At 39.5% G+C, this 15,253-nt stretch carries 13 protein-coding genes; 2 read left to right on the plus strand and 11 right to left on the minus strand.

Annotated features, from left to right (window positions below):
* Positions 1-169: 169 nt before the first annotated feature.
* The 5 genes from secF to queA form a co-directional block, all read right to left on the minus strand.
* Positions 170-1,117: a protein translocase subunit SecF gene (gene secF / locus RB214_RS15175; RefSeq protein WP_002957828.1), complete on the minus strand. Its 948-nt coding sequence runs from the start codon at positions 1,115-1,117 to the stop codon at positions 170-172.
* Between the two features lie 9 nt (positions 1,118-1,126).
* Positions 1,127-2,986, minus strand: a complete 1,860-nt coding sequence (secD, locus tag RB214_RS15180; protein WP_309167722.1) for a protein translocase subunit SecD — start codon at positions 2,984-2,986, stop codon at positions 1,127-1,129.
* Positions 2,987-3,005: 19 nt separating this feature from the next.
* Entirely contained in the window at positions 3,006-3,341 is a 336-nt protein-coding gene (gene yajC, locus RB214_RS15185; RefSeq protein WP_002957830.1) for a preprotein translocase subunit YajC, read from the minus strand.
* Positions 3,342-3,366: 25 nt separating this feature from the next.
* Complete coding sequence (gene tgt / locus RB214_RS15190; protein ID WP_002957831.1) at positions 3,367-4,494, minus strand: tRNA guanosine(34) transglycosylase Tgt; 1,128 nt, start codon at positions 4,492-4,494, stop codon at positions 3,367-3,369.
* Between the two features lie 183 nt (positions 4,495-4,677).
* Complete coding sequence (gene queA, locus RB214_RS15195; protein ID WP_024605593.1) at positions 4,678-5,709, minus strand: tRNA preQ1(34) S-adenosylmethionine ribosyltransferase-isomerase QueA; 1,032 nt, start codon at positions 5,707-5,709, stop codon at positions 4,678-4,680.
* 186 nt (positions 5,710-5,895) lie between these two features.
* Here queA and RB214_RS15200 point away from each other — a divergent pair, with 186 nt between their 5' ends.
* Positions 5,896-8,427 (plus strand): EAL domain-containing protein, encoded by a 2,532-nt coding sequence (locus RB214_RS15200; RefSeq protein ID WP_309167723.1) that lies wholly within the window; start codon positions 5,896-5,898, stop codon positions 8,425-8,427.
* 191 nt (positions 8,428-8,618) lie between these two features.
* Positions 8,619-8,831, plus strand: a complete 213-nt coding sequence (locus tag RB214_RS15205) for a hypothetical protein (RefSeq protein WP_002957835.1) — start codon at positions 8,619-8,621, stop codon at positions 8,829-8,831.
* Positions 8,832-8,849: 18 nt separating this feature from the next.
* Here RB214_RS15205 and RB214_RS15210 read toward each other — a convergent pair whose 3' ends face one another.
* From RB214_RS15210 to pstA, 6 genes are all read right to left on the minus strand, one after another.
* A complete protein-coding gene (locus RB214_RS15210; RefSeq protein ID WP_002957836.1) occupies positions 8,850-9,776 on the minus strand; it encodes a hydrogen peroxide-inducible genes activator in 927 nt (308 codons plus the stop codon).
* An 82-nt stretch (positions 9,777-9,858) separates the two neighbouring features.
* On the minus strand, positions 9,859-11,127 hold the full coding sequence (locus tag RB214_RS15215; protein ID WP_024597536.1) for an inorganic phosphate transporter: 1,269 nt from the start codon (positions 11,125-11,127) through the stop codon (positions 9,859-9,861).
* A gap of 39 nt (positions 11,128-11,166) precedes the next feature.
* Entirely contained in the window at positions 11,167-11,844 is a 678-nt protein-coding gene (locus RB214_RS15220) for a TIGR00153 family protein (RefSeq protein ID WP_002957838.1), read from the minus strand.
* A gap of 150 nt (positions 11,845-11,994) precedes the next feature.
* Entirely contained in the window at positions 11,995-12,696 is a 702-nt protein-coding gene (phoU, locus tag RB214_RS15225) for a phosphate signaling complex protein PhoU (RefSeq protein WP_007586465.1), read from the minus strand.
* A gap of 46 nt (positions 12,697-12,742) precedes the next feature.
* The gene (gene pstB / locus RB214_RS15230) at positions 12,743-13,570 is read right to left on the minus strand and encodes a phosphate ABC transporter ATP-binding protein PstB (protein WP_002957840.1); all 828 of its coding nucleotides are present in this window, start codon (positions 13,568-13,570) and stop codon (positions 12,743-12,745) included.
* Positions 13,571-13,597: 27 nt separating this feature from the next.
* Positions 13,598-15,247, minus strand: a complete 1,650-nt coding sequence (gene pstA, locus RB214_RS15235) for a phosphate ABC transporter permease PstA (RefSeq protein ID WP_309167724.1) — start codon at positions 15,245-15,247, stop codon at positions 13,598-13,600.
* Positions 15,248-15,253 lie beyond the last annotated feature (6 nt).

A 15,253-nucleotide genomic window follows, 5' to 3' on the forward strand; every position in this document is an offset into this window, starting at 1 on the left:
ATACTTATCTTAAATACATAGTACGACGTTACACTCATGGTGTGCTCTACAAAGTTAGCACTGTTTATTCATACTTGCACAGTAAAGCTAAAACAATCGTGAGCATAAATATATTACAGGCAATAAAAAACCGCTCAATGAGCGGTTTTTTAAAGTAGTTACAAAACCATTACGGCATAGCGTCTTGGTCTGCGCCTTCTTTTTCAATTACTTCTGGTATTAAATCTTCTTTGCTTACACCCATCGCAATAGCAACAGAGCTTGCAACATAAATCGAAGAATAAGTACCAATAAACACACCAAACAGTAATGCAGTTGCAAAACCATGAATGGTTTGTCCGCCCCATGCAAACAAGGCAATCAATACTAAAATAGTCGTGATTGATGTTACAAGTGTACGGTTAAGTGTTTGCGTAAGTGAAATATCAATAATTTCTATCGTATCGTCAATGCGTACCTTACGGAAGTTTTCACGTATACGGTCTGATACAACAATCGTATCATTGAGTGAATAACCAATTACCGCAAGAATTGCCGCTAATATAGTTAAATCAAACTCTAAACCTAATACCGAAAATAAACCCACAGTAATGATAACATCGTGTAGTAGTGCACCTACCGCACCTACTGCAAAGCGCCATTCAAAACGAAACGCAACGTAGATTAAGATACAAATAAGCGCAGTTAACATGGCAAGGCCACCCTGCTCTTTTAAGTCTTCACCTACACTTGGGCCTACAAATTCAATACGGCGCATTACTACGCTGTCGTCTGCTTTTTTAAGTGCATCGATTACTTGGTTACCAATCACCTCAGCTTTTACATCGCTACCGCGTGGTGCTAAGCGAACTAAAATTTCTTGGCTTGAACCAAATAGCTGCACTGATGCATCAGCAAAACCATTATCAGCTAGTGCATCACGTACTTTTTTAAGGTCAGCCGGTTGTGAAAAACCCACTTCTACCGCAGTACCGCCGGTAAAATCTAAACCAAAGTTTAGGCCTTTGATAAAAATTGATGCAAACGACGCTAAAATTAGTAGCGTCGAGAAACCCATAGCCACTTTTCGAAGAGACATGAAACGAAGGGTTCTACTACCCAAACTTAAAATTTGCATGTCTGCTCCTTAAATCGAAAGTTTATCAATGCGTTTACCACCAACAAATAAGTTGATTACCGCACGGGTACCAACGATGGCTGTAAACATTGAAGTTAAAATACCAATCGCAAGTGTCACTGCAAAGCCCGCAATCGGACCAGTGCCCACTGCAAACAGTATAATGGCAGCAATTAGTGTCGTGATGTTGGCATCAAATATAGTACTAAATGCGCTATCGTAACCAAAATGAATCGCTTGTTGAGGGCTACGGCCATCGGCCAGCTCTTCACGAATACGTTCAAAAATAAGTACGTTAGCATCAACCGCCATACCTACCGTTAATACAATACCGGCAATACCAGGTAGCGTAAGTGTAGCGCCCGGAATTAAAGACATAACACCTACAATTAGTACTAAGTTAGCCGCAAGCGCAAGATTTGCAACCATACCAAAACCTTTGTAGTACACAAGCATAAACAAAAGTACAAACGCAAAGCCAAGTGCAACCGCAGTCATACCCGCTTCAATATTTTCTTGTCCTAAGCTTGGACCTACTGTGCGCTCTTCAACAATTTGAATTGGCGCTACAAGTGCACCAGCACGAAGTAGTAAGCTTAAGTTATGTGCTTCTGCTGGGTTATCAATGCCGGTAATACGGAACGAGCGATCAAGACGGGCTTGAATCGTTGCTACGTTAATAACTTCTTCAACCTTAATAGGCGGAAGCGCTTTACCGTCTGCATCTTTTTTACCTGATGGCTTGTACTCAATAAATACCGTTGCCATACGCTTACCAATAGCACGCTTGGTAAAGGCATTCATTTTTGCCCCACCTTTGCTATCTAACGTAATACTTACTTGCGGACGTTGGTATTCATCAGCGCCAGATTGCGCGCCCGTAATATGGCTGCCCTCTAAAATAATACGCTTTTTAAGTACAACAGGGTAACCGTCGCGGCTCATGATCATTTCAGTACCCGCTGGGATACGACCTTGGGCAGCAGCGCTAATATCTGCGTTTTCGTCTACTTCACGAAATTCAAGTGTTGCTGTCGCGCCTAAAATTTCTTTAGCACGTGCAGTATCTTGAATGCCTGGTAGTTGAACAATAATACGCTCAGCGCCTTGGCGTTGTACGTTAGGCTCTGCAACACCAATTTGGTTGATACGGTTACGAATAATCGTTTCATTTTGCTTGATAGCGTAGTCACGAATCTCTTTGAGTTTTTGCTCACTCATTGTCGCAAAAAATGCTTTATCGTTACTGCTGTCATCAATGTAGACATTTAGCGGGTAGCGAGTTTCTAAGAAACTCTCTGCAGCATTTTTGTCTTCTTCGGTACGCATTTCTACACGCATACGATCGGAGCCTGCTACGCGGCGAACACTACGATAACGTAGTTTTTCTTCGCGCAGGTCACTGCGAAAATCTTGTTCCATTTGCTCAAGCTGGTTATCAACCGCTGTTGCCATGTCGATTTCCATGGTGAAATGTACGCCACCACTTAAATCAAGACCTAGCTTCATAGGGTTACCACCAACCGCTTTTAACCAAGCTGGTTGAGCAGGTGCCATATTAATAGCAGAAATGTAATCATCGCTCAGCGAATCACGAAGTAAGTCATGCGCTTTAAGTTGCTCTTCAACATTTTTTAAACGAACTAAAATTTGTCCATCTTCAAGTATTGTCGATTTAGCGGTTACATTATTTGTTTTAAGGATTGCGTTTACTTTGTCTACAACACTGAGATCGACATCAGCGCCTTTAGCACCTGAAACTTGTATGGCCGGATCGCGACCATACAAGTTTGGAGAGGCATATAAAAGGCCAATGGCTACCACAGCTAAAACAAGTAAATACTTCCAAACTGGAAACTTGTTTAACACGGGGTCGTCCTTATTATTTTTATAGCGACTTCATTGTGCCTTTTGGCAATACTGCAGATACTGCAGATTTTTGTACTGTAACTTCTGCTTGCTCGTTTAAAGAGATAACGATGAAATCTTTCTCTTCAGAAATTTTCACAATTTTACCCACTAAACCGCCTTGGGTAAGTACTTCATCACCTTTAGCCATCATACTCATTAAGCTTTTGTGCTCTTTAACGCGCTTAGCTTGTGGGCGGTAGATTAAAAAGTAAAAAACCAAACCGAAAATAGCTAACATTATTAGCATTTCCCAACCACCGCCTGCCGCAGGTTGACCAGCTGCTGCGTGTGCATTTGAAATAAATAAACTCATGATACTTCCTCTTTAATTTTAAAGTTTAATTTTTTATATCTGCTAACTCTGGCACATCTTGGCCTCGGCGAGCATAAAAATCTTGTACAAATTCTTCTAATTTACCTTCGCTAATTGCATTACGTAAACCTTCCATAACACGTTGATAGTAACGTAAGTTATGAATTGTGTTTAGTCGCGCACCTAAAATTTCGTTACATTTATCAAGGTGATGCAAATAAGCTCGTGAATAGTTTTTACACGTATGGCAATCACACTCAGGGTCAAGTGGCCCTGTATCTGTTTTATGCACTGCGTTACGTATTTTTACTACACCCGTGGTAATAAATAAATGGCCGTTACGCGCATTACGTGTTGGCATAACACAGTCAAACATATCAATACCACGGCGAACCGACTCAACTAAGTCTTCTGGCTTGCCTACACCCATAAGGTAACGAGGCTTGTCTTCTGGCATTTTAAACGCACAATGATCAAGGATATTCATCATTTCGTTTTTAGGCTCACCTACTGATAGGCCACCTAATGCATAACCGTCAAAACCAATTTCTTCAAGGCCAGCTTGTGATTGTGCACGTAATTCTGGGTACATACCACCTTGGATAATACCAAATAAAGCAGATGGATTATCGCCATGCCCTTCTTTTGAGCGCTTAGCCCAACGAAGAGATAACTCCATAGAATCTTTAGCTTCTTTTTCAGTCGCTGGGTATGGCGTACACTCGTCAAAAATCATAACGATGTCTGAGCCTAAGTCGCGCTGTACTTCCATCGACTTTTCAGGCGACATCATAATTTCATCACCATTTACTGGAGATTGAAATAAAACGCCTTCTTCAGTAATTTTACGCATTGCGCCTAAGCTAAATACTTGAAAACCGCCTGAGTCAGTTAAAATTGGGAAGTCCCAATTCATAAAGTCGTGTAAATCACCATGTTGCTTGATGATCTCAGTACCTGGGCGAAGCATTAAATGAAAGGTATTACCTAAACATATTTGCGCACCAGTGGCTTTAACTTCATCTGGCGTCATACCTTTTACAGTACCGTAAGTACCAACAGGCATAAAAGCAGGTGTTTCTATTACACCACGGTCAAAAATTAAGCGGCCGCGGCGCGCTTTTCCGTCAGTACAATCTAATTCAAATTTCATATCATCCTCAATGTCGGAAAAACAGTCCAACAAGCTATAATTTAACCGCCTGATTCTACCCTTTTTGCCTCACTAATACTATTAGCTGCGATAAATTCAGTTTCGCCAATTGCCGCAAACAAAAACCCCAGCAACTAAGCTGGGGGTTTTAATATATTCTACTGAGTATTAAACAATATTTTGTTACTTACGTGTTAAAAACATGGCGTCGCCATAACTAAAAAAGCGGTACTGCTGCTCTATTGCAGTATTGTAAGCGCCCATAATATTGTCTTGGCCGCTAAATGCGCTGACTAACATTATAAGCGTTGATTCTGGTAAGTGAAAATTTGTGACCATGGCATCAACAACATTAAATTGATAACCCGGAAAAATAAATATATCGGTATCACCAAAATACGTATCTAACTTGCCGCCGTGAACTTTAGCAGCCGACTCTAATGAGCGAACTGAAGTTGTGCCTATCGCAATTACACGCCCACCATTTGCTTTAGTTTGCGCAACAGCTGCAACTACGTCATCAGGTACTTCTATGTATTCTGAGTGCATTACATGCTCATCAACACTATCAACTCGTACCGGCTGAAAAGTACCAGCGCCAACGTGTAGCGTAACAAAAGCCATATTTACGCCTTTATCTTTGAGTGCTGTCATTAACTTATCGTCAAAATGTAGACCTGCAGTTGGTGCTGCAACTGCACCTGGCTTTTCTCCATAAACAGTTTGATAACGCTCGCGGTCAGCATCGGTATCAGGTCGGTCAATATAAGGAGGCAGTGGCATATGGCCAATATCATTAAGTATATCTAACACGTTTTGGCTATGATCGAACTCAAGCTCAAATAAAGTATCGTGGCGTGCAACCATTATTGCCTTGGCTTTGCCTTCTAAAATAACTTCGTTACCGACCTTAAGCGACTTGCTTGCCCGTACATGCGCAAGTACGCGATGCTCATCTAATACCCGCTCTACAAGTACTTCAACTTTTCCGCCTGAAGCTTTTTGACCAAACATACGTGCTGGAATAACGCGTGTATTGTTAAAGACCAATAAATCGCCTTCGTTTACTAAATCAAGTATATCGCTAAACACTTTATGTTCTAAAGTTCCGCTTGGGCCATCTAAAGTGAGTAGACGGCTGCTGGTTCTGTCCGCTTTAGGAAAACGAGCTATTAATTCATCAGGTAAGTCAAAGCTAAAGTCAGCCACGCGCATAATTAGTAATCCACATCATTTAAAATCGCGCCAAGTGTATATGTATCGGATATTAAGCTCAAGAAATCAGCCAAACTTATAACGTCTGTTTGCGTGTTTGCCATTAAATTCTCTTGTTCTTATGGTTAAATGTCACTATTCTTGTTCGGCTAAATTATTATAAGTTATATTAGGGGTGTTCAACTCGTGCCAAACCAGCTTAAATTGCTAATATTAAACGCAAGTAGTGCTGAACGTCGCGCGATTAAGGGCACTTTAGAGAGCTTAAATGTATTTATCTTTATTGATGCCCAAGACAGCCAACAAGCTTTAAAGCTTTTAAAACAACACCCTGTTGATATTATAATAACGGGCATTAATGTCGGTAAAATTGATGGCTGGCGCTTTTCTAGGATGATCCGCTCAGGGTTATTAAAAACACCAAAAAACACACCAATTTTACTTATTCCGCCAATTTACTGTGAGCGGATTGCCGAAACAACAGCCCGAAGCTATGGGATAGATGCTGTACTACCGTTTGAGCACAAAGATATGCTCCCTCAAGTACTTGCGAATGTTTTATCTACTCACTTAGAAAAAAGTAGCCGGCTAAACTTATTATTATTAGAGCCACTTCAAAATACGGCCGACAAAATAAGTGAACAGTTAAAGTTAAACTTTGCTATCACTCATGTAACTTCAGCTAAAGCGGCACTTAACGCTTATAACCAACAGCAGTTTTCAATTGTGCTACTCGATGCCACTACATCAAGTGCAGAGAGCTCGAGTGTACTCGTTGAAGAAATCCTCCAGCACAATTCTAAACAAGCCATTGTTACAATTATAGAAAGTGACGATGCCGATTACGCTGAGCAGCTTTTGCTTTCGGGTGTTACCGACTTTATCAGAGCCCCTTACGATCCTTCATTTTTAAACAAAGTGTGTGACCACGCCGCACGACGTGAAGATTTTATGGTGAGTTATGCTGAATTTGCTTACAAAGTAGAACAATTAAGCGTGAGCGAAGTGCGTTACAAAGAGTTATTTTCAGCTCATCAGCGTATTTTATTGCACTTAAATACAGTTGTTTTAGAGCTCGATCAGCAAGGTAATATTCGTTTTATTAACCCCGCATGGGAAACATTAAGCGGTTTTGGTGTTAAATCATCACTACAAAACCCATTAAGCGCTTATTGTAATAACGAAGATAAAGAAAGGCTTGACTACACTATCAACGATATTTTACACGGTGGTAAGCAACAGCAACAAATAGAAGTAAAGTTAACCCACAAAAATGGCAATTTAATTTGGGTTGAATGCAGATTGCAGCTAATAAAAAATAGTCGTAATAACGCGACTATAACCGCAACTATCGACAATATACACGAACGAAAGCAAGCTGAGATTCAACTACGTCATTTAGCACACCATGACCCATTAACTGGTTTACATAATCGTTATTATTTTGATCAACAGCTTAATAAAATATGCCAAGATAAATACACCTATGATGGCATAGAGCATGCTGTTATTTATATTGACCTCGATCACTTTAAAATAATAAACGACAGTAAAGGCCATCATCAGGGCGATATAGTTTTAAAAGAAGTGGCGCAATTATTTAAAGCAAATATTGGCGACGATCACCTGGTATGCAGAATTGGTGGGGATGAATTTGCAGTCATACTTACCAATATGAATTTACTGGATGCACACCTTATTGCAGAAGGTGTGTGTAGTGCGATAGAAAAACATGCTTTTAAATCAGAAGATCAGATATACACTATTAGCTGCTCTATTGGTTTAACTCAAATCACGACACAAAATAACGACCCTAATGAGTGTTTAAAACAAGCCGATATTGCTTTGTATATTGCCAAAAACCTAGGGCGTAACTTAGTACATTGCTATTCAAAAGAAGATGCTCAAAACAATACACTACAAACAGGGCTTGAATGGGGCCATGAAATTCGCCAAGCACTACAGCAAGATAATATTGAACTACATTACCAACCTATTTGGGATTTTAAAGAGTGTAAAGTTGCTTATTTTGAAGCGCTTTTACGCTTAAAACTAAAAGGTGAACTCGTATACCCAAATCAGTTTATTCCCTCTTTAGAAATGCTTAACGACACATTTTTGATGGATCAATGCGTTATACGTAATGCTATTGCTTGTGTATCTAAGCACCCAGAGTTAAACCAAGTTGCTATTAATTTGTCAGCACAATCGTTCTTAGATGAACGCTTATTGCCATTAATTGAATCAAACCTTGAAAAGTATAACGTGCCTGCTTCGCGGGTAATTTTTGAAATAACTGAATCTGCGAGTATTAATAACCTAAAGGCCACTCGTAAAATGATTGAGAAGCTTAATAGCTTAGGCTGTCATTTTTCTATCGATGATTTTGGAACTGGATTTAGTACATTTAATTATTTAAAACAGCTACCAGCACAGCATGTGAAAATTGACGGCTCATTTGTAAGTGATATGCTCAATGACCCTATAGATTTAGCGTTAGTAAAAGCAATAAATGATATTAGTCGGTCTCTCGATAAGCGCTCTGTAGCTGAGTACGTTGAAAACGAAGAGATATTTTTTGCACTAAAAGAAATTGGTGTTGATTATGGGCAAGGCTACTTTATTGCACGCCCAATACCTGTTGAAAAAGTAAAAGATGAACTCGAAAAAATTTCTAAAAATAAAACGTTTTACCAACAACAAGCTAGCCCAAAATAAACAAAATTAAACAATTTTAATCATTTTATTACTACCAATATTACCTTTCTTGCCTATACTTTCAGCATCAAATAAAAAATGTCGTGCCTTTTTATGTATTTCGCTTTAAAAACATGACATTACCTTTTGGCGGCGTAGTACCGATATTTATAGTGGGTTTCAAAGCTATTTAAGCTTTTAAGGAAGAAGGTATGACACAACTAGTTATGTTATTACTGATTATACATTTTGCAATCGCGTATCAGTGCTACCGCTACGCGAATATTAAAGGCTACCCAGTTAAGGTTTTTACTGTATTAGGCTGTGTGCCTTACTTTAACTTGGTGGTATGGATTTATTTATTATTTTTACCTGAACTTGAGCCTTTTGAAAGCCATCTTCAAAATCAAAAGCAGCCTTTGTAGGCTGCTTTAGTTCACTTATTATTCTGCTTTAGAAAAATCTAAACTACATTGACGCTTTAAAAACACCTCAAGCTGTTGACTAAATAGCCTAAAGTCTCGAATTCGGCCCGTAGTTTTACGCCACAAGATACCAATATCTCTATATGCATCACTTTGTGATGGTGTAGCCACCATATTTTTATTATCTAAAATACCCGCATTAATCGCCATCTGTGGTAAAAAAGTCACCCCGAGCTGATGCTCAACCATGCTTAATAGAGTATGTAAGCTTGCAGCTTCAAATGGGTTAATACAACTGGCACGGTTTAAGTGACATGCACTAAGCGCATGGCCCGTCATGCAGTGCTCGCGCTCTAATAAGAATACGCTAGCCTCTGGTAATAGATTAAAGTCGACTACGCCCTTTGCAGCGCTGTAATCCTTATGGTGCACTAAACTAAACTGATCTTTTGCCAATACTTGTGTATGAAATTTATCTGTTTCGTACGGCAGTGCAAGTAGCGCTAAATCAATATGCCCATGTTCAAGTTTATCCAGTAGCTTGTCACTCGTATCTTCAATTAATACCAGCTCTAAATCACAAAAGGTTTCTTTACAAAAATGATAAAGCGGAGCCGCTATAAAGCTTGCAATTGTAGGTATAACACCCACAGTCAGCTTACCACTTAGTGGTGTTAAAAAGCTTTTTGTAAGCTCTTTTAAACTAATTGTATCGTTAATTATTTTACGAGAACGCTCAACAACTTCTTCACCAATACTGGTAAACATAAGGCTGCGATTTTCACGCTCAATTAGCTGACAGCCTAGTGTTTCTTCAAGATTTTGAATAGCGCTACTTAAAGTAGATTGTCCTATAAAGCAGGCACTAGCGGCTCTGCCAAAGTGCTGATGTTGATGAACAGCTAATAAATACTGTAGTTGTTTAATACTTGGAAGGTTAGTCATTTTTTCTTTCCACAAATAAAAAGACCCCAACACCTAGGGCATTGAGATCTTTTCAAGCTAAAAGTCTTTGAGTACTTTTTTATTAAACCCCAAATGCGGTTCTTAGTACGTAGAAAATAACAATAGCAAGGGCAGCGCCAACTGGCAATGTAATTACCCAAGAAACTACAATGTTTCTGATAACACCCATGTTAAGCGCGCCAATTCCACGTGCCATACCTACACCTAATACCGCACCCACTAGGGTTTGAGTAGTAGAGATTGGCATACCAGTACCTGAGGCAATAACAACGGTAGAAGCAGCAGCTAGTTCAGCAGCAAAACCACGGCTAGGTGTTAAATGTGTAATACCTTCACCGATTGTTTTGATTACTTTTTTGCCTAAAATAGCGAGACCAGCAACAATACCAAAACCACCTAGAGGTAGAATCCACCAAGCAATAGCTGCTTTTTTAGCAATTTCACCATTGTTTTCAACAATGTTTACAACAGCTGCTAGTGGACCAATTGCATTAGCAACATCATTAGAACCATGTGCAAATGCCATACAACATGCTGTAAGTACCATAAGAACAGCAAATACTTTTTCAACATTGTTGAACTGCATTTGTTTATCTGCTTTTGGATCAATATTTAAGCGAGATATGGCAATTTTACCAATCACAGCAACAACTATTGCAACACCCACTGACAGTGCATAGCCTTCAGCTGAGCCTAGGTCTATACCAACGTGCTTTAAGCCCTTTTTAATTGTAACCAGTGCCATGATAAAACCGGCTAAGCCCATATAAAGAGGGACATAACGTTTAGCATTTTTTAGTGGTGCATCTGTATTAAAAATAAGTTTTTGTGCACTCATGAATATTAAGTATGCAATAAAGCCTGATATGGCAGGTGTTATAATCCAACTACCTACAATACCACCTACTTTATCCCATTGAATCGCCTCAGTACCTACTGCAACTAACGCAAAACCTATGATTGCACCAATGATTGAGTGAGTTGTAGATACAGGCCAACCTAAGAACGAGGCCATTAATAACCAAGCACCGGCTGCAAATAAAGACGAAATCATACCCAGAACCATTAATTCCGGAATATCTGCAAATGGTGCTGCATCAATAATTCCTTTACGAATTGTTGATGTAACCTCACCACCTGCTAAATAGGCGCCTGCAAATTCAAAAATCATCGCTATAAAAATAGCTTGTTTGATTGTTAGCGCTTTTGAACCTACAGATGTACCCATGGCGTTCGCTACGTCGTTCGCGCCAATACCATAAGCCATAAAAAAGCCGACTGCTGCGGCAATTAAAATTAATACCGTGCCGTAAGATGCAATGATATCCATTGTAAAACCTTAATCTTTCGTGTTTGAACTGATTTTAAATTAACGAGCTAACATCAGCTCAAGACGTGATCCTACGCGCTCTGCAATATCTGCAAGCTCGCCAACCCACTCAATGATTTTGTACAAAAACATAACATCAATTGGATTTAACTCACCCTCTACATCACGTAGCTGGCGGCGTACTTTTATCTGCATTTCGTCCGTGTCTTGTTCTATGGCATCCAATTCAACTAACATTTTTTCTACTAAGGTGACTTCTCGACCTTTAAAACCCGTTTCTAGCAATTCTTCTAATTCGTTAATTGCTTTAGATGCTTGTTTAGTCGCATCTACACAACGGGTTAAGTAAGCTAAGAAATCAGCTTGCATAACTTTTGGAATGGTCATTTCACGACCAATCACTCGCCCTGCAATATCTTTTGCTTTATTGGCAATTTTATCTTGTTGAGTTACTAATTCGAGAAGATCTGTACGCTCTACCGGCATGAATAAACCACGTGGTAATTGTAAACGTATATCTCTTTTCATATCATCAGCTTCACGTTCTAAATTGCGAATAGTGATGCGAAGCTCTTCAGCTTGTACCCACTCTTCTTTAAATACGTGATTAAAAAAAGGTATCAAGGCTTTACTTGCTTGATGAACCTTCTTGATGTGTTCTTCCATTGGTTTGATAGGAGATTTTGCAAATACTCCTAAAAACGCGTTTGTAGGCATAACTGACCCTTTAATCAAATTGATATGCTTTGCAGCATGAATTTTACAGTATTAACCAAGATTGTGAACGCTTTTTATTACTTCACTAAGGCTTGCAATGCACAAAGCGGCACTAAGCCGCTTTAATAAAAAAGAAAAATAGGTAAAAAATTATAGCGATTTTTCTATATCTTCTTGAGATGTATGACGAATATCTTTGCCATTTACAAAATAAATAATGTATTCCGCAATATTTTGACAGCGATCCCCTATGCGCTCTAATGAACGAACAGACCAAACTAAGTCCATAATTTTAGGGATTGAGCGTGGATCTTCCATCATATAAGTCATTATTTGACGTGTGATAGCTTCATATTCACGGTCAACTTTTGCATCTTCTTTATGTACTTGAAATGCGCGCTGCACATCCATACGTGCAAATGCGTCTAGTACATCATGTAACATCTTTAGAACTTGGCGGCCCATATTCTCAATATTTACTAGCAAGTCTTGTTGATCTTTAGTAAATGAGTCTAGTGCAACTTTAGCAATTCGCTCAGCTTCATCGCCAATACGTTCTAAATCTGCAATAGTTTTTGCAATTGCAATCACTAAACGTAAGTCACTTGCTGCAGGCTGACGACGAGCAATGATACGCGTACATTCTTCATCAATGCTGACTTCCATTGCATTTACTTTGTAATCGTTCTGACGTACCTTTTGAGCAAGCTCAGCATCGTTACGACTCACCGCATCAAGCGCGCTATTTAATTGCTGCTCAACTAAGCCACCCATACTCAATACATGGTTACGTACATTTTCTAGTTCTTGGTTAAAGCGCCCAGAAATATGCTTATTAATATTATGTTCCATAGTTACCTTCTCTCTTAATCTTGTACAACACGCTATAACGGGCTAATTAACCGTAACGACCGGTAATGTAATCTTCAGTCTTTTTCTTCGTTGGTGTAGTAAATAAGGTATTTGTGTCTGAGTATTCAATCAATTCGCCCATATACATAAAGGCTGTTTGATCAGATACACGCGCTGCTTGTTGCATGTTGTGTGTAACAATAACAACGGTAAATTTGTTTTTTAAATCGTTTATTAGCTCTTCGATTACCAAAGTAGAAATAGGGTCGAGTGCTGATGTTGGTTCATCAAGTAAAAGTACCTCAGGCTCAATTGCAATTGAGCGAGCTATAACTAAACGTTGTTGCTGACCACCCGATAAGCCAAACGCGCTATCGTGCAATCTATCTTTTACTTCATCCCACAAAGCAGCACCACGAAGTGATTGCTCTACTACTTCATCTAATTTACGTTTCTCTTTAATGCCTTGTAAGCGCAGGCCATAAACTACATTTTCATAAATTGATTTAGGAAATGGATTAGGGCGCTGAAACACCATGCCTACATTACGACGAAGTGCTGCTACATCTACGCTCTTATCGTAAATATTTTGACCATGGAGTAATATTTCACCTTCAATACGGCAAATATCAACCAAATCATTCATGCGATTAATACAACGCAGTAATGTTGATTTACCACACCCAGACGGCCCGATAAACGCAGTTACTTGGCCTTTAGGAATGTTCATATTAACTTTATTAAGCGCCTGCTTATCACCGTAGTAAAGATCGAGGTCTTTAATCTCTAGCGCTTTTTGATCATCCGTTAAATTTTCTAGGTCTAACTTTTGACCAATATTAGCTTGGTTTACTTGTGGAGCGACTGTAATCATTTTTGTTACCTATAAAATCTTTACTAATTAGTGTTCAAGCGATCTGAATTTTTCACGTAAATGGTTACGTATACCAATGGCCGTTATGTTTAGGGTAATAATCACCGACACCAATAAAAAGGCAGTGGCGTATACCAGCGGACGTGCCGCTTCAACATTAGGGCTTTGGAAGCCAACATCGTATATATGAAAGCCTAAGTGCATGAACTTTCTATCTAAGTGAAAATACGGGAAGTTACCATCAAGTGGTAATGTAGGGGCCATTTTTACAACGCCTACTAACATTAATGGTGCAACTTCACCTGCAGCACGCGCAACTGCCAGTATTAAACCAGTCATAATTGCAGGGCTTGCCATTGGAATAATTATGCGCCATAACGTTTCAACCTTTGTTGCGCCAAGCGCTAGTGAACCGTCACGTACGGTACTTGGAATACGAGATAAGCCTTCCTCAGTCGATACAATAACAACTGGCAAAGTTAATATAGCAAGCGTTAACGCCGACCACATTACACCTGGCGTACCAAATACTGGCGTTGGTGCCGCTTCAGGGTAAAATAATTGGTCTAAGCTACCACCTAACATGTATACAAAAAAGCCGAGGCCAAATACACCGTACACAATTGAAGGCACACCGGCCAAGTTAATCACCGCAATACGAATCATCTTAGTGACTGCATTTTTAGCGGCATACTCGTGTAAGTAAATTGCAGCAACAACACCAAACGGCGTCACTATTACAGCCATCAGCATAACCATAAACACAGTACCAAATATAGCAGGGAAAACACCGCCCTCTGTATTTGCTTCTCGTGGGTCATCAGATACAAACTTACCTAGCTGCACAAAGTAGTGCCCTAGCTTTGCAAAAAAGCCCATATCATTTGGAAACCAAACATCAAGTACTTGATACATTGGAATCGTAACTACTTCACCGCGCATATCTTTTACAGTTACGTGGTCACGTTTAGCTTGTTTACGTAGTGCAAATAAATCTTTTTCAAGTACACCATACTGCGCACGTAATTCAGCACGCTCTTGAGCAAGCTCAGCAACACGTTCATCAGTGAGTGCGTTATCTAGTAAGTAGCCCTTTTCTTTTAAACGAAGACGCTCAAGCTCATAGTTAATATGCCCAATGTCACCATTTTGTAAATCAAGTGCTTCGTCGTTTAAATCCACGGCACGCTCTACAAGTTCATGTAGAGCTTCAATTTTATCGCCTTCGACTGGTTTACCATCTTTAATTACACTTTCAACATAACCATAAAAATTACCGTTTTTACTACGCTCAAATACAGCAAGCGTTGCAGGCGTTGTTTTATTTTTAATGTCGGTTTCTAATATCCAACGAAAGTCTAAATCTACATACTCACGATTACCTGTTTTAATAAGTAAGCGCTCTATTTCTTCTTTTTCAAATCCGCTAACGTCAACACCTGTCGCGGCTAAACGCGTTTTTGGTACTAATTCACGGTCATAAACTTCGCCAATAACGGTTTGTTTTGAAATTGACCCTTCAAGTTCAAACTGCACAACTTCTGAAGGCCAGAAAAAACTTAATCCTTTCCAGGCTATCATTGCTAATAAGCCTAGAACTGAAATTAAACTGATGCTCACTGCACCACCGGTCATCCAAATCCAAGGAGAACCAGACTTAAACCACTGCTTTACCATGTCATG

Source organism: Pseudoalteromonas sp. HL-AS1, assembly GCF_031198785.1.
Lineage (GTDB): Bacteria > Pseudomonadota > Gammaproteobacteria > Enterobacterales > Alteromonadaceae > Pseudoalteromonas > Pseudoalteromonas distincta.